Raw genomic sequence first — 21,307 nt, forward strand, 5'->3', positions numbered from 1 at the left:
CCAGTATGTTGTGACATATGATGAGAGGAGTTCATTTTTATATGGGACAAGATAAACAAGTGTTCTCCATTGACTGGGCAGGCAGAGAACTGACTGTTGAAGTCGGCCAGCTTGCAAAGCAGGCAAATGGAGCGGCCATGATCCGCTACGGAGATACTGCCGTACTGAGCACGGCAACTGCATCAAAAGAACCAAAGACTGTCGACTTTTTCCCGCTGACTGTCAACTACGAGGAGCGTCTTTACGCTGTCGGTAAAATTCCGGGGGGCTTTATTAAAAGAGAAGGACGTCCGAGCGAGAAAGCAATTCTTGCAAGCCGCCTGATTGACCGTCCCCTTCGTCCTCTGTTTGCAGATGGATTCCGCAATGAAGTTCAGGTTGTCAGCATCGTCATGAGTGTGGACCAGGACTGCTCATCTGAAATGGCAGCCATGTTCGGATCTTCTCTGGCACTGACGGTTTCAGACATTCCGTTTGAAGGCCCGATTGCCGGCGTCGTTGTCGGCCGTGTAGACAGCCAGTTTGTAATCAATCCAACGGTTGAGCAAATGGATAAAAGTGATATCCACCTTGTTGTTGCCGGAACGAAGGATGCAATCAACATGGTTGAAGCAGGTGCGGATGAAGTACCTGAAGAAATCATGCTTGAAGCGATCATGTTCGGCCATAATGAGATTAAGCGCCTTATTGCTTTCCAGGAAGAAATCGCTGCAGCTGTAGGAAAAGAAAAATCGGAAGTAAAGCTTTACACACTTGATGCAGAGCTTGAAAAAGGCATTCGCGAAATGGCTGAGAAAGATCTGCTTTCAGCTATTCAGGTGCAGGAGAAGCATGCCCGCGAAGAAGCAATCAATGAAGTCAAAAAAACAGTGGTTGCACACTTCGAAGAGCAGGAAGCTGAAGCTGACACTTTAAAACAGGTAAAAGAAATTCTTTCTAAATTAGTGAAGCAGGAAGTCCGCCGCCTGATCACAGAAGACAAAGTGCGCCCGGATGGCCGTAAGGTTGATGAAATCCGTCCTCTTTCTTCTGAAGTCGGCATGCTATCCCGGACACACGGTTCCGGCCTGTTTACACGCGGACAGACGCAGGCTCTCAGCATTTGTACTTTAGGTGCACTTGGAGACGTTCAAATTCTTGACGGTCTTGGCCTTGAAGAGACGAAGCGTTTTATGCATCATTACAACTTCCCTCTGTTCAGCGTAGGGGAAACCGGATTTATGCGCGGTCCCGGACGCAGGGAAATCGGACATGGAGCACTTGGCGAAAGAGCCCTTGAACCTGTTATTCCGTCAGAAAAAGACTTCCCTTATACAGTCCGTCTCGTATCAGAGGTTTTGGAATCAAACGGTTCTACTTCACAGGCAAGCATCTGTGCAAGCACGCTTGCCATGATGGATGCCGGTGTTCCTTTGAAAGCCCCTGTAGCAGGTATTGCGATGGGTCTTGTTAAATCAGGAGATCATTATTCTGTTCTGACTGATATTCAGGGCATGGAAGATCATTTAGGCGACATGGACTTTAAAGTGGCCGGAACTGCAAAAGGCGTTACCGCTCTTCAAATGGATATTAAAATCGACGGACTTTCCCGCGAAATTCTTGAAGAAGCGCTTCTGCAGGCGAAAAAAGGACGCATGGAGATTCTTGAGTCAATGCTTGCAACAATAAAAGAGCCGCGTACAGAGCTTTCACCATATGCACCAAAAATTCTGATGATGGCCATTAATCCTGATAAAATCCGTGATGTCATTGGACCAAGCGGAAAACAAATCAATAAAATCATCGAAGAAACTGGCGTGAAAATTGACATTGAACAAGACGGAACAGTCTTCATCTCTTCAACAAACGAAGAAATGAACCAAAAAGCGAAACAGATTATTGAAGACATTGTCCGCGAAGTAGTCGTAGGACAGCTGTACTTGGGTAAAGTAAAACGCGTTGAAAAATTTGGTGCGTTCGTTGAAATTTTCAATGGCAAAGACGGTTTAGTACACATTTCTGAACTTGCAGAAGAGCGCGTCGGAAAAGTTGAAGATGTTGTTAAAATCGGTGATGAGTTGCTTGTCAAAGTAACTGAAATTGATAAACAGGGTCGCGTCAACCTTTCAAGAAAAGCCGTTCTCCGTGAACAGAAAGAAAAAGAAAAGCAAAATTCTTAACGTGTAGAAGCCAGAATATCCAGTCTGGCTTCTTTTTGCTTTTTGGCTTTAATGAACGAAAAAGGCGATTCCGCTTTTCGTGGTGTCCAGCTTCATCGCCTAGCTCCTCGGCCAGAACGGCTCCGATGTAAAAAGCAAAACCGGCTTTTTTCATCGGATCCTTTTCTGTCCTTCGGAGCTGAGCAAGGCGATTCCGCTTTTCGTGGTGTCCAGCTCCGCCTCCCAGTCCTTCCGTCAGAACAAAATCCCCCAAAAAGTCAAACCCGGACTTTTCGGGTGATTTCTTTTCTGCCTGTCAGGACTAAACGGTCGGCTACGCATTTCTGGTGTCCAGCTCCATCGCTCAGCTCTTCTGTCAGAACAAATCCGGCTAAAAAGTCAAACCCGGACTTTTTAGCCGGATTCTTATCTGACTCCCGGAGCTAAACGAGCGATTCCGCTTTTCTGGTCTACCTCGTCCCCCCGATACATATTTTCTAGTAAAAAGGGGGAAGACATACATGAAGAGGTTCCGATTGCTTGGCATAATCATGCTGATGCTGCTGACAGCAGCTGTCATACAGAATCCGTTTACGTCTGCCTATGTGACGACGATGAAACAGGAAAACGTCGCTGCTGTAAAGCAGCAGGATGAATTGTATGAAACGATTGCAGCCAAAATGAAAGACTATGAAAAGCCTGCCCAGGATGCCGTCATACATACCGTCTGGAAAGCTACACCGGGCTATAACGGGCTGTCTGTAGATGCAGAAGCCTCGTACAAAAAAATGAAAAAAAATGGCGTCTTTGATGAAAAGCTTCTTGTTTTTAAACAAGTCAGCCCCCGGGTTCACTTGAACGATCTGCCTCCTGCGCCTATTTACAGAGGCCATCCTGAAAAGCCCATGGTTGCTTTTCTGATTAACGTCGCATGGGGAAATGAATACTTGCCGGACATGCTGCGCGTTTTAAAAAAGCATGGGGTAAAAGCTTCTTTTTTCCTCGAAGGAAGATGGGCTGAACAGAATCCTGACCTCGTCGCGCAACTTTCAGACGGAGGCCATGATATCGGCAACCATTCCTATTCCCATCCTGATATGGCCAGACTGACTTCAGACGAAACGAAGAGGCAGATAACTAGGACTAATGAAATCATCAAAGGACAGACAGGAAAACAGCCTGTCTGGTTTGCGCCCCCAAGCGGAAGCTTCAGGCAGGAAACCATTGCAGCTGCCGCAGAATATAACATGAAAACCGTCCTTTGGACCGTAGATACGATTGACTGGCAAAAGCCTGCGCCAAATGTTTTAGTTGAACGTGTCATGAAAAAAGTCCATAATGGGGCTATGATTCTCATGCACCCGACAGAATCTTCTTCGAAAAGCCTGGAAACGCTGATTACATCCATTAAGCAAAAGGGCTACAGCTTTGGAAATGTAACGATGCTGATGGACGAAAAGCGGATTCGGGCACCTGAATGATGACAGAGGAGTGCATAATGCGGATCCTTGGAAGCATTGATAGGAGGAACAAGCTTGATAAAAAAATATACATGCCAAAACGGCGTAAGAGTTGTGCTCGAAAATATTCCCCATGTGAGATCAGTTGCAATCGGGGTATGGATCGGCACAGGATCAAGAAATGAAAATGAAAAAAACAACGGCATTTCACACTTTTTGGAGCACATGTTCTTTAAAGGGACAAAAACAAGATCAGCACGTGAAATTGCTGAATCTTTCGACAGCATCGGCGGTCAAGTAAACGCTTTTACTTCTAAAGAGTACACTTGCTATTACGCCAAAGTGCTTGATGAGCATTCTGATTTCGCGCTAGAAGTGCTTTCTGACATGTTTTTCAACTCCACTTTTGATGAGATTGAACTTAAGAAAGAGAAAAACGTCGTTTATGAAGAAATTAAAATGTATGAAGATACGCCTGATGATATCGTTCACGACCTTCTCAGCAGAGCAACCTACGGCAATCATCCCCTGGGATATCCGATTCTCGGAACGGAAGAAACCCTTGCTAAGTTTGAGAGCGACACATTAAGAGACTATATGGAACAATACTACACTCCTGAAAATGTGGTCATTTCTGTTGCCGGAAATATTTCTGAGAGCTTCATTAAAGAAGTTGAAAAACAGTTCGGGTCATTTGAAACATCCAAAAAAGGAACCGAAATTTCAGCTCCTGCTTTTATGACCGAGAAACTCGCACGGAAAAAAGATACAGAGCAGGCTCACCTTTGCATTGGTTTTGACGGCCTTCAGGTCGGACATGAAAAGATTTATGACCTGATCGTACTGAACAACGTTCTTGGAGGCAGCATGAGCTCAAGACTTTTCCAGGATGTAAGAGAGCAAAAAGGCCTCGCATACTCCGTGTTCTCATACCATTCATCCTATCAGGATAATGGTATGCTGACGATTTATGGAGGAACGGGCCGGGCGCAGCTTGATGTCCTGTTTGAAACCATTCAGGAAACACTTGAGGTCCTTAAAAGAGACGGCATTACGCAAAAAGAGCTGACAAACAGCGTTGAGCAAATGAAGGGCAACCTCATGCTCAGTCTTGAAAGCACAAACAGCCGCATGAGCCGAAACGGCAAAAATGAGCTCCTTCTTGGACGCCACAGAAGCTTGGATGAAATGATTGAAAAAATTAATGAAGTAACAGCTGATAACGTAAATGCTCTTGCAAAACAGCTGTTTACAGATGAGTATTCCGTTGCGCTTATAAGCCCTGATGGAAAGCTTCCTTCTTCTCTTCGTTAACTTCCCGGACCTGCCTTCAAAGCAGGTCTTTTTTTTGTGTGCGGGGATATATATGTTAAAAAGGAGGCTTCCTGAACATGAGACTGAGCGAGCTTAGCGGAAAAGAAATCGTCGATGTTAAGAGAGCGGAAAGACTCGGCATTCTGGGGCAGACCGATCTTGAAATCAATGAAAAAACCGGCCAAATAACCGCCCTAGTGATTCCGTCCGTTAAATGGTTTGGATTCAGAAAGCAAGGTGACGAAATTAGGGTTCCGTGGACCCACATTAAAAAGATTGGCTCAGATATGATCATTCTGGACATAGAAGATCATCAGATCAAGCTTCTTGAGTAAAAGCGATTGGCGTGCCAATCGCTTTTTTTTTATGCGTTTTAATGCTTCAAAGACTATCACCCTGCATGGCGTTTTGACATAAGATGCTTAAGTAAGTTCACTATGAGTTTATTTATTTGAATATAGACATCGCGAAAAAGTAGGTGAAAGGGTCGTATGTTAACAGGACTTAATATAGCAGTCATTGGGGGAGATGCCCGGCAGCTTGAGGTGATCAGAAAGCTTACAGAACTGGATGCAAAACTGTTTTTAATCGGTTTTGATCAGCTGGACCATGGCTTTACCGGTGCCGCAAAGCTTAAGCTTGCCGAACTGCGGTTTGAAGAAATAGATGTGATCATTTTGCCTGTTCCCGGAACAAACCTTGAAGGCCATGTCGATACCATTTTCTCTAATGAAGAAGTCGTGCTGACGGAGGAGCTTATTGCAAGGACGCCTCCTCACTGCGTCATTTATTCCGGCATCAGCAATTCATACTTAAACGGAATAATCCAGGAAACGAAAAGAGAGCTGGTTCAGCTGTTCGAACGTGATGATGTGGCCATTTATAATTCCATTCCCACCGTAGAAGGAACCATCATGATGGCCATTCAGCACACGGATTTTACCATTCACGGTTCGAAAATTGCGGTCCTCGGACTCGGACGCGTAGGCATGAGTGTAGCACGGACATTTTCAGCTTTGGGGGCTAAAGTAAAGGTCGGGGCAAGAAAATCGTCGCATATTGCACGGATTATTGAAATGGGGCTGCAGTCCTTTAAACTTGAGGATTTGGAGAAGGAAGTAACAGATGCCGATATTTGCATCAATACGATTCCCCATCAGATTGTTACGGCAAAAGTAATTTCAAAGATGCCTCCACACACGCTGATTATCGACCTTGCTTCAAAGCCGGGCGGAACGGATTTTAAATATGCTGAGAAAAGAGGCATTAAAGCACTGCTTGCACCGGGACTTCCGGGGATTGTTGCCCCAAAAACAGCCGGTCAGATTGTTGCCAACGTCCTCTCATCATTGCTTTTGGAGGAGTTTTCTAAACGAAAGGGGCCATCATCATGAAAGTACAAGGCAAACGGATCGGATTCGGCCTGACTGGTTCACACTGCACCTATGACGCTGTTTTCCCGCAGATAAAACGGCTGATTGACGAGGGAGCGGATGTGATGCCGGTCGTCACAAACACAGTGAAAATGACAAATACGAGATTCGGCGAAGGAGCCGAGTGGATCAAAAAAATCGAGGAGCTTACTGGCCACAAAGCCATTGATTCTATTGTAGGGGCTGAGCCGCTTGGCCCGAAGATTCCTCTGGACTGTATGGTTGTCGCACCGCTTACAGGCAATTCCATGAGCAAACTCGCAAACGCAATGACAGAATCTCCTGTCCTTATGGCAGCAAAAGCAACTCTCAGAAACCATAAACCGGTTGTTCTCGGCATTTCAACAAATGACGGTCTTGGACTGAACGGTGCGAATTTAATGCAGCTGATGGCTGCCAAAAATATTTATTTTATACCGTTCGGCCAGGATGCGCCATTTCAAAAGCCGAATTCGCTTGTTGCTAAAATGGATCTGCTTTTGGAAACAGTAGAGGCAGCACTTGAGCATACACAGTTTCAGCCGGTCATTATTGAAAAATTCCGGGATGACGAATAAGCCTCTTCCTGCTAGAATAGAAGGCAAGAAAAATCATGGTTGTATAATGTATACACCTGGTCTATGATAAACTAATACACAATATGACATGAAGTTATTCCGGAAACCGCCGGATATTCGCGGAAGGGGCTATGATTGATGAGTACAAATGGTTATCACGTTGCTGTCCTCGGTGCAACAGGGGCTGTAGGCCAGCAAATGCTAAAAACGCTTGAAGAACGGAACTTTCCGGTATCAAAGCTGACGCTGCTGTCGTCAGAACGGTCTGCAGGCAAAAAAGTCCTCTTTAGAGGAGAAGAACATATTGTTCAGGCTGCATCTCCCGAAAAATTTGAAGGAGTTCAAATTGCTCTTTTCAGCGCTGGCGGAAGCATTTCCAAAATCTTTGCTCCAGAGGCTGTGAAGCATGGTGCGATCGTTGTGGACAATACGAGTGCATTCCGCATGGCTCAAGATGTTCCTCTTGTTGTGCCTGAAGTAAACGAAGAAGACCTTAAATTACACAAAGGCATTATTGCTAATCCGAACTGCTCAACGATTCAAATGGTTGCTGCGCTTGAGCCGCTGAGAAAAGCCCACGGATTAAACAAAGTAATCGTATCAACTTACCAGGCTGTTTCAGGATCAGGCGCTGCTGCGATTGAAGAGCTGAAAACACAGTCAGAGGCGATTCTTTCCGGAAAGGATTTCACACCGGAAATCCTTCCTGTTAAAGGCGATAAAAAACATTTTCAGATTGCGTTTAATGCGATTCCGCAAATCGATAAATTTGAAGACAACGGATTTACGTTTGAAGAAATGAAAATGATGAACGAAACAAAGAAGATCATGCATATGCCGGAGCTTGAAATTGCTGCAACTTGTGTGAGAATTCCGGTTGAAACAGGACACTCTGAATCTGTCTATATTGAACTTGATTCAGATACTGTTGGAGTGTCTGACATCCGTGAGCTTTTAAAAGAAGCTCCGGGAGTAACGCTTCAGGATGACCCAAGTGCACAGCTGTATCCGATGCCAGCTGATTGTGTCGGCAAAAATGATGTGTTTGTAGGGCGCATCCGCAAAGATCCGGACCGTGCAAACGGCTTCCATTTATGGATTGTGTCTGATAATCTTTTAAAAGGCGCTGCATGGAATTCTGTGCAAATTGCAGAAAGCCTTGTTCAGCTGAAGTTAGTATAAGAAGGTTCAGGAGAGAGCAAGGGTACATAATGCCTGCTCTCTTCTCTTACGTATAGAGTCGGGGTGTTAGGATGAAATTGATCGTACAAAAATTCGGCGGGACGTCAGTAAAAGACGATCACGGCCGAAAAATGGCTTTGAATCATATAAGAGAAGCGTTAAAAGAGCAGTATAAAGTGGTCGTTGTCGTCTCGGCAATGGGCAGAAACGGTGATCCGTATGCAACGGATTCCCTTTTAAATCTGCTTTACGGAGGCAGTGCATCGATTTCAAAGCGCGAACAGGATATGCTCCTATCATGCGGGGAAACGATTTCTTCCGTGGTATTTACGAGCATGCTGAAATCAGAAGGCATTGCAGCTGCCGCTTTAAGCGGGGCACAGGCAGGCTTTTTAACAAATGAAGACTTTACGAATGCAAAAATTCTCGACATGAAGTGCGAACGTCTGAGAAGAGAGCTTGACCGTCACGATGTGGTTGTCGTTGCAGGTTTTCAGGGAGCGGCAAAATCCGGTGACATCACAACCATCGGCAGAGGCGGAAGCGACACATCTGCAGCAGCACTTGGAGCAGCCTTGGATGCGGATTTCATCGATATTTTTACAGATGTAGAAGGGGTTATGACGGCTGATCCTAGAATTGTTGAATCAGCAAAGCCGCTGACCACAGTCACATATACGGAAATCTGCAATCTTGCTTATCAGGGTGCTAAGGTCATCCATCCAAGAGCGGTGGAGATTGCCATGCAGGCGAAAGTACCAATCAGAATCCGTTCCACGTACTCATCCGGTCAGGGAACACTCGTGACCTCCCATCATTCTGAAAAGCTCGGCAGTGATCTTCAAGAGAGGTTGATTACCGGCATTGCCCACGTTCCGAATGTGACGCAGCTGAACGTTACGGCAAAAGATGGACAGTATGAGGTGCAGACAGAAGTATTCAAAGCAATGGCACGCGCAGGCATCAGCGTTGACTTCTTCAACATCACACCAAGTGCAGTCATCTATACGGTTTCTGAGGACGTAACGGATGACGCAGTAAGAATACTGAAAAGCATGGGATATGACCCTGCTGTTAAACGCCACTGTGCGAAAGTTTCCACAGTTGGAGCAGGCATCGCAGGAGTACCGGGAGTAACAGCGAAAATTGTGACGGCCCTGTCGGAAGAAGGTATTCAAATTCTCCAGTCGGCAGATAGTCATACTACAATTTGGGTATTAGTAAAAGAGGAAGATATGATCAGCGCTGTCAATGCTCTGCATAGCGCATTTGATCTCTCTGAATAAAAGACAGAAACTTAGAAAGAAGAAGAGGAGTGGCACAATGATTGACTTTGGCAGTATTTCAACAGCCATGGCAACACCATTTGACAAAAACGGCAACATTGATTTTCAAAAGACTACCCAGCTAGTTGATTACCTGATCAATAATGGGTCAGATTCACTTGTTGTGGCAGGAACGACAGGAGAATCTCCTACTCTGACATCTGAGGAAAAAATGGCACTGCTTAAGCATGTCGTTCAGGCTGCCGGCGGAAGAGTTCCTGTTATAGCGGGAACAGGAAGCAATAACACCAAGGATTCCATTGATCTGACCAAAAAAGCGGAAGCAGCAGGCGCCGACGCCATTATGCTTGTCGCACCATATTATAATAAACCAAGCCAGGAAGGGATGTATCAGCATTTCAAAACGATTGCAGCATCCACAAAACTTCCTGTCATGATCTATAACGTCCCCGGCAGAACAGTTGTCAGCATTTCACCTGCAGTGATCGCAAGACTTGCTGAACTTCCAAATGTCGTTGCAGTAAAAGAAGCAAGCGGGGATCTTGAAGCAATGGCAGAAATCATTTCATCAACGCCTGAAGATTTTGCTGTATATTCAGGAGATGACGGTTTAACGCTTCCGGCACTTGCAATTGGAGGCAGAGGGGTCGTATCTGTTGCGTCCCACATTATCGGAAATGAAATGCAGGAGATGATCTCTGCATTCAGAAGCGGTGAAACAGTACGTTCAGGAGCTATTCACAGAAAACTGCTGCCGGTTATGCAGCAGCTGTTCAAAGCGCCTAGCCCTGCTCCTGTAAAAACGGCTCTTCAGCTAAGAGGCCTTGACGTCGGCCCCGTCAGACTTCCGCTTTTGGCGCTGACTGAAAGTGAAAGAAACGAACTTATTGCCGTGCTGTCTAAATTAAAGTAAGCATGAGAAGATCGAGTCTATAACAAGGACTCGGTCTTTTTTTGGTTCTTTTCGCAGTTTTCGTCAGCGCGTCAGATTATTTCCTTGTATTCCAATTCTTTCTTCAGTTATAATAGGCATTAGTTGTATTGGACGGGTTCAGGGAGGATTACCAATTGAATATACAGACAGAAAACATCAAGATCATTGCCCTAGGCGGAGTTGGAGAAATAGGCAAGAACTTGTATGTCATTGAAATCGATCATAACATCTTCATTGTCGACGCTGGATTGATGTATCCAGAAGCCGGGATGCTGGGGATTGATATGGTCATTCCTGACATTACATACTTGCGGGAAAATGCAGATCGGGTAAAGGGCATCTTTTTAACCCACGGTCACGACGAGAATATTGGCGGAGTTTTCTATGTTCTCAGACATTTGTCCATACCGGTCTACGGAACGAAACTGACTCTTGCACTGGTTTCCCAGAAAGTAAAAGAACTTAACCCTAAGCAAAAAGCAGAATATGTCGAAGTTGATTCATCAACTGTTCTGGATTTTGAAGGAGTAAAGGTTTCTTTCTTCAGAACCATACACAGCATTCCTGACTCTGTCGGTGTTTGCTTCCATACTTCACTTGGAGCGATCGTGCACACAGGTGACTTTAAATTTGATACAACTCCTGTTTTGAATGCACGCACTGATTTAGGGAAAATGGCCATGATCGGCGAAGAAGGCGTACTTTGTCTTCTTTCAGACAGCACAAATGCAGAAAGACCCGGATTCACAGCCTCTGAAACAGGTGTCGGACAAGAGATATCTGATGCGATGTACAGTGCAAAAGGCAGAACGATTGTTGCCATCTACGCATCGAACATCAACCGGATTGTTCAAGTCATTCATGCAGCCGCTGAAAATAACAGAAAGCTTGTCCTGCTTGGAAACTCAATTAAAAATGTTTATGAAATGGCAGAAAAATTAGGATACATCACCGAAAGTGAGAATATCATCATACCCGTCCAAGAGATCGATACCTATCCTAAGCATGAGGTTGCCGTCCTTACAACAGGTCATCAGGGAGAGCCGTTAACGGTTCTTAACCGCATGGCAAAAGGCGCCCATAAACAAATAAAGATTGAAGCAGATGATACAGTTATTATTTCTGCTACACCAGTACCAGGTAATGAGCTTCATTTTTCAAAAACAGTCGACCTGCTTTACCGGGCAGGCGCAAGCGTAGTATTCGGCCAAAAACAGATTCATGTATCAGGACATGGAAGCCAGGAAGAGCTGAAACTTATGCTGAACATCATGAAGCCGAAGTATTTCATGCCTGTTAATGGCGAGTTTAAAATGCAGAAAGCTCATGCAAAGCTTGCCGTATCTGCAGGGATTGATGAAGAAAACATCTTTCTTGTTGAAAAAGGCGATGTAGTTGAATTCAGTGAACATAAAGCGAAATCTGTTTCGAAGGTTCCTGCAGGGAACGTTCTGATTGACGGCTTAGGTGTCGGAGACATTGGAAACATCGTTCTCAGAGACCGGAGACTTCTTTCACAGGACGGCATCCTGATTGTCGTCGTTACGCTGGACAGAAGCAAAAAAACGATGATATCAGGACCTGAGATCATCTCAAGAGGCTTCGTCTACGTAAGAGAATCAGAAGAGCTGATCCAAAAAGCATCAGGCATGGTAACGGAAATCGTTGAAAAAAGCATGCAGGGCACAGGCATCGAATGGTCAGCCCTCAAGCTCAACATCCGCGAATCACTGAACCGCTTCCTCTTCGAACAAACGAAGCGCAGACCGATGATTTTGCCGATTATTATGGAAGTTTAATAAAGAAGAGGCTGAAATTTAAGTGTTTCAGCACTTTAAAGATCCGAACTGGGGATTAACTAGTTCGGATTTTTTCTGTGTTAAAGACTTTTCACCTGAAATATTCGGTTATTTAATGCTTTTATTAGTAATGTCATGGACCTATGTGTGATGCAGCTTCCTAGAAAGCAACCACTTCTATTTAAAATGGTTCATCATTTGTTGGTCTTTCCCCATAGAACCGAGTTTTCTGGATAAGTGCCTTCAACTTGATAATTCTTCTGTTTGATGGTTTAAATCATTCGGATAAGTGCCCTCAACCTGAGAATCCTTCAGTTTGATGGTTCTAGACTTCCTGATAAGTGCCCTCAACCTGAGAATCCTTCAGTTTGATGGTTCTAGACTTCCTGATAAGTGCCCTCAACCTGAGGATCCTTCAGTTTGATGGTTCTAAACTTCCTGATAAGTGCCCTCAACGAAGAAAACTCCAGTGGACTGAAGCGGAAGGCACTTGACTCCTGCGGGATGAAGAGCGCACGGAAGATCCCGCAAGCGCAGCGAGGAAGCTTCCGGCGCTCCCCGCGGAAAGCAAGTGACTGGAGCGCAAGGGAACGGGTACGATTTGAAATTTCTTTCACCCTGGTGCCGAAAGAAACGGGTATTAACGATAAATCACCTTTCACAAGATAAAACTATAAACATTCAAAACACCGCTTCCGCTTTACCGAAGAATGTTTTTCCCTCTTCCTGCTCATAATAAAAGCATTCATAACAGGAAGGAAGAATGCAGATGAACCGCTACATACAGGAAAATTCCGAACAAAATCCGGATAAACAGGACGGAAAAGAACCAAGCCTTGTCGAAAAAATCCAGCAGCTCGGATCAACAAATGTTCCTCAGCTCTCACAGGACTCAAGAATACACTGCCTCACCATTATCGGACAGATTGAAGGCCACATTCAGCTGCCGCCGCAAAACAAAACAACAAAATATGAGCACGTTATTCCGCAAATCGTTGCAATCGAGCAAAACCCTAAAATCGAAGGCCTCCTGATTGTGCTGAATACGGTTGGAGGGGATGTTGAAGCCGGCCTTGCAATCGCTGAGATGCTTGCTTCCCTGTCAAAACCTACTGTATCCATCGTCCTTGGCGGAGGCCATTCCATCGGCGTACCAATTGCCGTTTCCTGCGATTATTCGTTTATAGCAGAAACCGCAACGATGACCATTCATCCCGTTAGGCTCACAGGCCTTGTCATCGGTGTGCCGCAGACGTTTGAGTACCTTGATAAAATGCAGGACAGGGTCGTGAATTTTGTAACAAAGCATTCAAATATCACTGAAGAGAAATTTAAAGAGCTCATGTTTTCTAAAGGCAATTTAACCCGTGACATCGGAACGAATGTAGTCGGCAACGACGCGGTTCAGTACGGGCTGATCGACGGAGTGGGCGGAGTCGGCCAGGCGATCATGAAGCTGAATGAACTGATTGGTAAGGATAAAGGCAAGGAAGAGGAGAAGATGCTGCAATGATCCTATATACTTCTATGCCGGAGGAGCTGATTTTCCCGGCAGAGGCAAAAGAGTACAGAGCATTTTCCTTTGTTGAGTGCAACGGCGTGCAAATGCAGGTGAGACAGACAGAAGGAAATGAATATGAAGTAGTCCGTATCCTCAGCACCAATCCGGAAGACTATTTAAATGAACAGTACTCTCCCGGACAAAAAATTACGATGTCATTCTCGTTTTCTCCATAATATGCTATACTTAAGCTACACAAACATGTCCGCAGCCCTCAGTTGGCTGCTTTCTTTGTTTGCAAGAGGGCGAATGCCTTCGGCAAATTTTCTGCACAGGTGATAATGAAATGGCCAAACAAAAAAGAAGACAAAAGAAAAAAAATGACAACTGGCGCGAAACACTGAAATTTGAGCTGATTGGCCTTGGTATCCTTGCGATAGCGCTGATTGCCATATCAAGCCTGGGATTTGTAGGCAAGACAGTGGTCTATGTGTTCAGGTTTTTCATCGGAGAATGGTTTATGGCAGCTTTAATCGGCATGCTGATCCTGGCGGGCTTTATCATGTGGAACAGAAGATGGCCGCATTTGGTTTCAAGGCAGATGGTCGGACTTTACTGTCTGCTTGCAGCCATCCTGCTTCTCAGCCATGTCACGCTGTTTCAAATGCTCACCAAAAAGGGAGCACTTACTTCTCCCAGTGTCATAACAAACACATGGGAACTGTTTTTCATGGAAGTAAACGGACAGATCCGAACGCCGGACCTTGGAGGGGGCATGATTGGAGCCATCCTTTTTGCAGCTTCCTTTTACTTATTTGCAGCAGCAGGTTCAAAGATCATTTCGTTCATACTGATTCTTGTCGGAATTGTCCTGATTACAGGAAGATCGCTTGGAACTACGCTCGGAAAAATAGCCGTGCCATTTTTCCGCTTTATGAAAAATCAGGCCATTGCTTTTATGGAGGACATGAAGAACCTTCCGCAATCAATAAAAAATGCAAGACAGCAAGAAGAAGCAAAACCGAAGAAAGCCAAAAAGCAGCGCAGGCATGAGGAAGAAGACGATGCTGAGGAAGAAGAAGCAGAAATCGTGCATGTAGAACCCATCATCTCAAGTTTCGCAGACAAAGATGAACGCGAGCCTGAGCCGGCAGTACATTTTCAGGAGGAAGCAAAGCCTGAACAGACGAGAACACCTAAAAAGAAGCCGGATGCAGAGTCTGCAGAAGAATTGTCAGGACCTCCAATTACCTTCACGGAGGTAGAAAACAAATCGTACGCACTTCCTTCCCTTGACCTGCTTTCGCAGCCGAAGGTGAACAGCCAGCAAACCGATAAGAAAAACATCTATGAAAATGCGCGTAAGCTGGAAAAAACCTTTCAAAGCTTCGGGGTAAAAGCCAAAGTAACGCAGGTTCATCTCGGACCGGCAGTAACGAAGTACGAAGTCTATCCTGATGTTGGCGTAAAGGTAAGCAAAATTGTGAACCTGAGTGATGACCTTGCTCTTGCGCTTGCAGCGAAAGATATCCGCATAGAGGCGCCGATTCCAGGCAAATCCGCCATCGGGATAGAGGTCCCCAATTCAGAAATTGCGATGGTATCCCTGCGCGAGGTGCTTGAATCAAAAGCGAACGACCGCCCGGATGCCAAGCTTCTCATGGGTCTTGGCCGCGATATTTCAGGAGATGCTGTACTTGCTGAAATGAACAAAATGCCTCATCTGCTCGTTGCCGGATCAACCGGAAGCGGAAAGAGTGTCTGTATAAACGGCATTATTACAAGCATTCTGATGAGAGCGAAACCGCATGAAGTAAAAATGATGATGATTGATCCGAAAATGGTCGAGCTTAACGTTTACAATGGTATTCCTCACCTGCTCGCACCAGTGGTGACAGACCCGAAAAAGGCATCACAGGCACTCAAAAAGGTCGTAAACGAAATGGAAAGAAGATATGAGCTGTTCTCTCATACAGGCACGAGAAACATTGAAGGATATAACGAATATATCCGCCGGTCAAACCTTGAAGAAGGGACGAAAAATCCGGAATTCCCTTATATTGTTGTCATCGTTGACGAGCTTGCGGATTTGATGATGGTTGCCTCATCTGATGTGGAGGACAGCATTACCCGCCTGTCGCAAATGGCGCGTGCTGCAGGCATTCACCTGATTATCGCCACGCAGCGGCCGTCAGTGGATGTCATCACCGGTGTCATTAAAGCAAATATTCCTTCAAGGATTGCCTTCAGCGTATCTTCTCAGACCGATTCACGCACAATACTCGACATGGGAGGCGCTGAAAAGCTTCTTGGCCGGGGGGACATGCTCTTCCTTCCGGTTGGTGCATCCAAGCCTGTAAGGGTACAGGGTGCTTTTCTGTCCGATGAAGAAGTGGAGAAAGTCGTTTCGTACGTGATTTCCCAGCAGAGAGCACAATACCAGGAAGAAATGATGCCGTCTGAGACACCGGAAGTAAAAGAAGAAGTGAACGATGATCTGTATGACGATGCTGTTCAGCTCGTTCTTGAAATGCAGACGGCTTCTGTATCCATGCTGCAAAGACGGTTCCGTGTCGGCTATACCAGAGCGGCAAGACTGATTGATGCAATGGAAGACAGAGGCGTTGTCGGACCATACGAGGGCAGCAAGCCGAGAGAGGTCCTGATCTCTAAAGATCACTATGATGAAGTAAGCTCGTAAAGAAAGGCAGCCAGTGCCTTTCTTTTTTTGTGCTCTCATCATCGTAATGTAACTGCCGTTAATGGAAACGGAAAAGCGCGTTTTGAAAGCCGGAAAACAGCATTCTCTTCATAAATAGGAAATAACGAACAGAAAATAACGAATCTTATTTGTGAGCATTTCTCTATAAATGTTATACAGCTAGTGAGAAAGTGCTATCTCTTTTTCGACAAATTTATCAATTTTCTATTTATTTATTTTAAAATACATGGTATATTATTTTCGATTAGAGAAAGGGTATAACATCAGATGTCTGATCTCTTAATTGGAACGATTGGACGGAGGCTAAGTATGACTATTAAAACAGATAACCGTCATTTATATTTGCAGGTCATAGATCGCATTAAAGAAGATATTGAAAATGGAACATACGTAGAAAAAGAAAAGCTTCCTTCTGAATTTGAGCTTTCCAAAAAGCTTGGAGTAAGCCGCGCGACCCTCAGAGAAGCGCTCCGCATACTCGAAGAAGAAAACGTCATTATCCGCCGCCATGGTGTAGGGACCTTCATAAACTCCAAACCTCTCTTTACTTCAGGCATAGAACAATTAAACAGTGTGACTCAAATGATTGAACAGGCCAATATGCAGCCTGGCACCATTTTTCTTTCATCACAAGTCAACAGTCCGTCAGAGGACGATGTTAAGCGGTTTAAATGCCGTGCAAGCGATGACATTTTTCTTCTCGAGCGGGTTAGAACGGCAAATGGAAAACCGGTCGTTTATTGCCTGGATAAAATTCCGAGGCATATCCTTCCGGCGTCTTTTGTACATGAACAGGAATCATTGTTTGAACTGCTTGATGAAGAAGCAGGACGCTACATTTCTTATGCGGTCACACACATTGAACCGATCGGTTACCACGAAAAGATTTCCCCAATCCTTGAATGTGATCCTGAAACCGCACTGCTTTGCCTGAAACAAATGCATTTCGATGAAAACGATCAGCCCGTGCTGTATTCACTTAATTATTTCCGCGCAGACCAATTCAGCTTTCATGTTGTAAGAAAGCGCTTGTAAAAACGTTTGCAGCTATAAGGAGGTGGTTCCAAGGTCGAAGGTGTTTCAAAGTTCTTATAGCAAATGATTTTAAATGAATAATAGGGGGAAGAAAACGTGAAAAAACGCTTTGGTTTAACAATGTCACTTGTCCTTGCTGCCGGTACTCTTCTAAGTGCATGCGGATCATCTGGAGAAAAAGACAATGCAGGTGAAGACAAAAAAGAAGGCTTCTCGGTTGCGATGGTAACGGATACAGGCGGTGTTGATGATAAGTCATTCAACCAGTCGGCATGGGAAGGCATTCAGTCATACGGCGAGGACAACGGGCTTAAAAAGGGACAAGGCGGCTTTGACTATGCACAGTCTCAGAGTGACGCAGATTATGAAACGAACTTAAATAAGCTTGTCAGACAAAAATTTGATCTTGTTTATGGAATCGGATATTTGATGACTGACGCGGTTACAAAAATTGCGGATCAGCAAAAAGACGCTAAATTTGCAATCGTTGACAGTGTAGTGGACAAGCCGAACGTGGCAAGCATCACATTCAAAGAACATGAAGGCTCATACCTTGTAGGTGTAGCTGCCGGACTTTCAACAAAATCAAACAAAGTCGGATTTGTCGGCGGTATGGAAGGCTCACTGATCAAGAAGTTTGAAGTTGGTTTTGTTGAAGGCGTAAAAGCAGCTAATCCTGATGCAGAAGTAATTGTACAGTATGCAGGTACATTCAGCGATGCGGCAAAAGGACAGCAGGTTGCTGAAATTATGTACGGCCAGGGCGCTGACGTAATCTACCATGCAGCGGGCGGAGCAGGAAACGGCGTCTTCACTGCAGCTGTTGACTTGAAAACGAAAAGCCCTGATAAAGATGTATGGGTAATCGGTGTTGACCGCGACCAGCATGAGCTTGGAGAAGGCGACGGCTTCAACGTAACACTTACATCAATGGTTAAAGGCGTAGATGTTGCTGTTAAAGACCTTGCTGAAAAAGCTAAAGGCGGAGACTTCCCAGGCGGAGAAATCATTGAATACGGCCTGAAAGAAAATGGCGTAGGAATTGCTCCGACACAGGACAACCTTTCTGAAGATGTCATTGCTAAAGTAGATGAGTACAAGCAAAAAATCATCGACGGTGAAATTACTGTACCATTCGAATAAACTGTAACCAATAACTCTGATAAAAAGGCTAGGCATATTCTAGCCTTTTTATTAGCCTGTAAAGTCGCCTGACTAAAAGTCTATAAGCTGAATGAGAGATTTATAGATTTTTAGTTGGTGATTTTCTAAAGCAATAAAAGGAGTCAATGAATAGAGAGAAAACATAAATTCCTGACATCAATCATCACAATCATCAATGAGCTTCATGGGAAAAGGAGTGATCATGTTGGAATATGTCATTGAAATGCTCGGAATCCGCAAAGAATTTCCGGGAATCGTTGCGAACGATAACATTAATCTTCAAGTGAAAAAGGGCGAAATCCATGCGCTGCTCGGCGAAAACGGCGCTGGTAAATCTACACTGATGAACGTACTGTTCGGTTTGTATCAGCCTGAAAAAGGCGAAATTCGCGTAAAAGGCAAACCAGTCAGCATTACTAACCCAAATATCGCGAATGATCTGGGAATAGGTATGGTACACCAACATTTTATGCTTGTCAATAATTTTTCTGTTACAGAAAATATTATTCTTGGAAACGAGCCGACTCAATCTGGAAAAATAAATTTAAAAGATGCTGAGAAGCAAGTGAAAGACATTTCCGAGAAATACGGGCTCGCTGTTAACCCTTCTGCTAAAATCAGCGATATCTCTGTCGGCATGCAGCAGCGTGTCGAAATTCTGAAAACGCTTTACAGGGGTGCGGAAATCCTTATTTTTGATGAACCGACGGCCGTTTTGACGCCTCAGGAAATCAAAGAACTGATCAGCATTATGAAAACGCTGATAAAAGAAGGCAAATCCATCATCTTGATTACACACAAGCTGAAAGAGATTATGGAAGTGTGTGACCGTGTGACTGTCATAAGAAAAGGCGAAGGAATCGGCACTGTCAATGTAAGTGAGACAAATCCGAACGAGCTTGCATCTCTAATGGTCGGACGCGAAGTTCTTTTTACGACTGAAAAGACGGAACCGAAACCTGCCGCTGAAGTTCTGAAAATAGAAAATCTGACAGTGAAAGACAGCCGGAATGTCACGGTTATTGATTCTCTTAATCTGTCTGTAAGAGCAGGGGAAATTGTCGGCATTGCTGGAGTCGACGGAAACGGCCAGTCTGAATTGATCGAATCCATCACCGGGCTTATGAGTTCTGAATCAGGCTCCATTCTGCTGAACGGAAAAGATATCCGAAATCAGCGGCCGAGAAAAATTACAGAAGCCGGGGTTGGACATATTCCGCAGGACAGGCACAAACACGGGCTGGTTCTTGATTTCCCTGTCGGTGAGAACATGGTGCTGCAAACGTATTATCAAAAGCCTTTTTCAAAAAGAGGTGTTCTGAATTTCAAGGCCATTTACGAAAAAGCCGAGAAGCTGATTAAGGAATTTGATGTGCGAACACCCGGCAGTTCAACACTTGCCCGCTCACTTTCTGGCGGTAATCAGCAAAAGGCGATTATCGGACGCGAAATTGACAGAGATCCGGATCTCCTGATCGCTGCACAGCCGACTCGGGGACTTGATGTCGGAGCCATTGAATTTATCCACAGACGCTTGATTGAGCAGCGGGATAAAGGAAAAGCGGTCCTCCTCCTATCATTTGAGCTTGAAGAAATCATGAACGTCAGTGACAAAATTGCCGTTATTTATGAAGGGAAAATCGTTGCGATTGTGAATCCGAAAGAGACAATTGAACAGGAACTTGGATTGCTCATGGCAGGAAGCAGCCGCAGGGAAGCAGGTGCCACAACATGAATTTAACTCGCTATTTCAACATCATTGTCCCCGCCATTGCGGTTTTGCTTGGTCTAATTTGCGGTGCAGTCATTATGCTTATTACCGGATATGATCCGGTTGCAGGGTACGCAGCTTTATGGAACGGTATTTTCGGCGAAACGTATTACATCGGCGAAACAATCCGCCAGCTGACCCCTTATATTCTGGCAGGTCTTGCTGTTGCTTTTGCTTTCCGTACAGGTCTTTTCAATATCGGAGTAGAAGGACAGCTGATTGTAGGCTGGTTTGCAGCTGTATGGGTCGGGGTGGCATTTGAGCTGCCGAAGATCATCCACCTGCCGCTTGCGATACTCGCTGCGGCTCTTGCAGGGGCGCTTTGGGGATTCATTCCGGGTCTGTTAAAAGCCCGGTTCAAAGTGCATGAGGTTATCGTAACGATTATGATGAACTACATTGCGCTTTATTTAACGAATCATTTGATTCAGTATGTTCTATCAGATAAAGGGGATAAGTCGGAGACCATCTTCGCGTCTGCTTCACTCAGCTCGCCTTTATTCCAGGAACTAACGGATTACTCAAGAATGCATTACGGGATATTCCTTGCATTAATTGGTGCTCTTGTTATGTGGTTCCTGCTTGAGAAAACGACGAAGGGCTATGAGCTTAGATCTGTGGGCTTTAACCAGGATGCTGCACAGTATGCAGGAATGAACGTCAGCAGAAACATTATTCTTTCCATGGTTATTTCCGGTGCATTTGCAGGGATAGCCGGAGCAATGGAAGGACTTGGAACGTTCCAGTATGTATCTGTGAAAAATGGATTTACCGGAGTAGGATTTGACGGAATCGCTGTTGCGCTTCTTGGAGGAAATACAGCGATCGGCATCATTTTCGCTGCAGCCCTTTTCGGCGGACTGAAAGTCGGGGCGCTGAATATGCCATCTGAAGCAGGAGTTCCATATGAACTTGTTGAGATCGTCATTGCATTGATCATCCTGTTCGTTGCATCAAGCTACTTTATCCGCTGGATATTGCTGCGTTTCAAAAAGGAGGGGAAATAAGTGA

Annotated in this window: 17 protein-coding genes; all 17 read left to right on the forward strand. The window is 45.0% G+C overall.

Features of this window, described 5'->3' with window-relative positions; translation table 11 throughout:
- Window positions 1–41: 41 nt before the first annotated feature.
- A complete protein-coding gene (gene pnp, locus JOJ89_RS09665) occupies window positions 42–2,159 on the forward strand; it encodes a polyribonucleotide nucleotidyltransferase (protein ID WP_029565627.1) in 2,118 nt (705 codons plus the stop codon).
- Window positions 2,160–2,659: 500 nt separating this feature from the next.
- Window positions 2,660–3,619 (forward strand): polysaccharide deacetylase family protein, encoded by a 960-nt coding sequence (locus tag JOJ89_RS09670; protein WP_029565628.1) that lies wholly within the window; start codon window positions 2,660–2,662, stop codon window positions 3,617–3,619.
- A 54-nt stretch (window positions 3,620–3,673) separates the two neighbouring features.
- Window positions 3,674–4,912: a M16 family metallopeptidase gene (locus JOJ89_RS09675; protein ID WP_029281240.1), complete on the forward strand. Its 1,239-nt coding sequence runs from the start codon at window positions 3,674–3,676 to the stop codon at window positions 4,910–4,912.
- A gap of 77 nt (window positions 4,913–4,989) precedes the next feature.
- Complete coding sequence (locus JOJ89_RS09680) at window positions 4,990–5,247, forward strand: YlmC/YmxH family sporulation protein (protein ID WP_029281238.1); 258 nt, start codon at window positions 4,990–4,992, stop codon at window positions 5,245–5,247.
- A 156-nt stretch (window positions 5,248–5,403) separates the two neighbouring features.
- The gene (dpaA, locus tag JOJ89_RS09685) at window positions 5,404–6,306 is read left to right on the forward strand and encodes a dipicolinic acid synthetase subunit A (RefSeq protein ID WP_029281236.1); all 903 of its coding nucleotides are present in this window, start codon (window positions 5,404–5,406) and stop codon (window positions 6,304–6,306) included.
- A complete protein-coding gene (dpaB, locus tag JOJ89_RS09690) occupies window positions 6,303–6,902 on the forward strand; it encodes a dipicolinate synthase subunit B (protein WP_029281234.1) in 600 nt (199 codons plus the stop codon). Before dpaA ends, dpaB begins: the two co-directional genes overlap by 4 nt.
- Before the next feature lie 138 nt (window positions 6,903–7,040).
- Window positions 7,041–8,084: an aspartate-semialdehyde dehydrogenase gene (asd, locus tag JOJ89_RS09695; RefSeq protein WP_029281232.1), complete on the forward strand. Its 1,044-nt coding sequence runs from the start codon at window positions 7,041–7,043 to the stop codon at window positions 8,082–8,084.
- A gap of 71 nt (window positions 8,085–8,155) precedes the next feature.
- Complete coding sequence (gene dapG, locus JOJ89_RS09700; protein WP_029281231.1) at window positions 8,156–9,370, forward strand: aspartate kinase; 1,215 nt, start codon at window positions 8,156–8,158, stop codon at window positions 9,368–9,370.
- 40 nt (window positions 9,371–9,410) lie between these two features.
- Window positions 9,411–10,283 (forward strand): 4-hydroxy-tetrahydrodipicolinate synthase, encoded by an 873-nt coding sequence (dapA, locus tag JOJ89_RS09705; protein ID WP_029281228.1) that lies wholly within the window; start codon window positions 9,411–9,413, stop codon window positions 10,281–10,283.
- 155 nt (window positions 10,284–10,438) lie between these two features.
- Window positions 10,439–12,103, forward strand: coding sequence for a ribonuclease J (locus tag JOJ89_RS09710; RefSeq protein WP_029281226.1), 1,665 nt, complete (start codon window positions 10,439–10,441; stop codon window positions 12,101–12,103).
- A gap of 769 nt (window positions 12,104–12,872) precedes the next feature.
- Window positions 12,873–13,616, forward strand: coding sequence for a ClpP family protease (locus JOJ89_RS09715; RefSeq protein ID WP_029281224.1), 744 nt, complete (start codon window positions 12,873–12,875; stop codon window positions 13,614–13,616).
- On the forward strand, window positions 13,613–13,840 hold the full coding sequence (locus JOJ89_RS09720; protein ID WP_203290177.1) for a YlzJ-like family protein: 228 nt from the start codon (window positions 13,613–13,615) through the stop codon (window positions 13,838–13,840). Before JOJ89_RS09715 ends, JOJ89_RS09720 begins: the two co-directional genes overlap by 4 nt.
- Window positions 13,841–13,950: 110 nt before the next feature.
- Window positions 13,951–16,305 (forward strand): DNA translocase FtsK, encoded by a 2,355-nt coding sequence (locus tag JOJ89_RS09725; RefSeq protein WP_029281220.1) that lies wholly within the window; start codon window positions 13,951–13,953, stop codon window positions 16,303–16,305.
- A gap of 330 nt (window positions 16,306–16,635) precedes the next feature.
- Complete coding sequence (locus JOJ89_RS09730) at window positions 16,636–17,361, forward strand: GntR family transcriptional regulator (protein ID WP_029281218.1); 726 nt, start codon at window positions 16,636–16,638, stop codon at window positions 17,359–17,361.
- Between the two features lie 96 nt (window positions 17,362–17,457).
- The gene (locus tag JOJ89_RS09735; RefSeq protein WP_051827088.1) at window positions 17,458–18,504 is read left to right on the forward strand and encodes a BMP family lipoprotein; all 1,047 of its coding nucleotides are present in this window, start codon (window positions 17,458–17,460) and stop codon (window positions 18,502–18,504) included.
- A gap of 226 nt (window positions 18,505–18,730) precedes the next feature.
- A complete protein-coding gene (locus JOJ89_RS09740) occupies window positions 18,731–20,260 on the forward strand; it encodes an ABC transporter ATP-binding protein (RefSeq protein WP_203290305.1) in 1,530 nt (509 codons plus the stop codon).
- Complete coding sequence (locus JOJ89_RS09745) at window positions 20,257–21,303, forward strand: ABC transporter permease (RefSeq protein ID WP_029281213.1); 1,047 nt, start codon at window positions 20,257–20,259, stop codon at window positions 21,301–21,303. Before JOJ89_RS09740 ends, JOJ89_RS09745 begins: the two co-directional genes overlap by 4 nt.
- Window positions 21,304–21,307: the final 4 nt, after the last annotated feature.

Origin of the sequence: Metabacillus sp. cB07, from assembly GCF_016839225.1 — a bacterium.
GTDB classification, from domain to species: domain Bacteria; phylum Bacillota; class Bacilli; order Bacillales; family Bacillaceae; genus Bacillus_P; species Bacillus_P indicus.

Coding starts and splice junctions, on each gene's coding strand:
- pnp (WP_029565627.1), top strand. CDS start 42: ATGGGACAAGATAAACAAGTGTTCTCCATTGACTGGGCAGGCAGAGAA.
- JOJ89_RS09670 (WP_029565628.1), top strand. CDS start 2,660: ATGAAGAGGTTCCGATTGCTTGGCATAATCATGCTGATGCTGCTGACA.
- JOJ89_RS09680 (WP_029281238.1), top strand. CDS start 4,990: ATGAGACTGAGCGAGCTTAGCGGAAAAGAAATCGTCGATGTTAAGAGA.
- dpaA (WP_029281236.1), top strand. CDS start 5,404: ATGTTAACAGGACTTAATATAGCAGTCATTGGGGGAGATGCCCGGCAG.
- dpaB (WP_029281234.1), top strand. CDS start 6,303: ATGAAAGTACAAGGCAAACGGATCGGATTCGGCCTGACTGGTTCACAC.
- asd (WP_029281232.1), top strand. CDS start 7,041: ATGAGTACAAATGGTTATCACGTTGCTGTCCTCGGTGCAACAGGGGCT.
- dapG (WP_029281231.1), top strand. CDS start 8,156: ATGAAATTGATCGTACAAAAATTCGGCGGGACGTCAGTAAAAGACGAT.
- JOJ89_RS09715 (WP_029281224.1), top strand. CDS start 12,873: ATGAACCGCTACATACAGGAAAATTCCGAACAAAATCCGGATAAACAG.
- JOJ89_RS09720 (WP_203290177.1), top strand. CDS start 13,613: ATGATCCTATATACTTCTATGCCGGAGGAGCTGATTTTCCCGGCAGAG.
- JOJ89_RS09725 (WP_029281220.1), top strand. CDS start 13,951: ATGGCCAAACAAAAAAGAAGACAAAAGAAAAAAAATGACAACTGGCGC.
- JOJ89_RS09730 (WP_029281218.1), top strand. CDS start 16,636: ATGACTATTAAAACAGATAACCGTCATTTATATTTGCAGGTCATAGAT.
- JOJ89_RS09745 (WP_029281213.1), top strand. CDS start 20,257: ATGAATTTAACTCGCTATTTCAACATCATTGTCCCCGCCATTGCGGTT.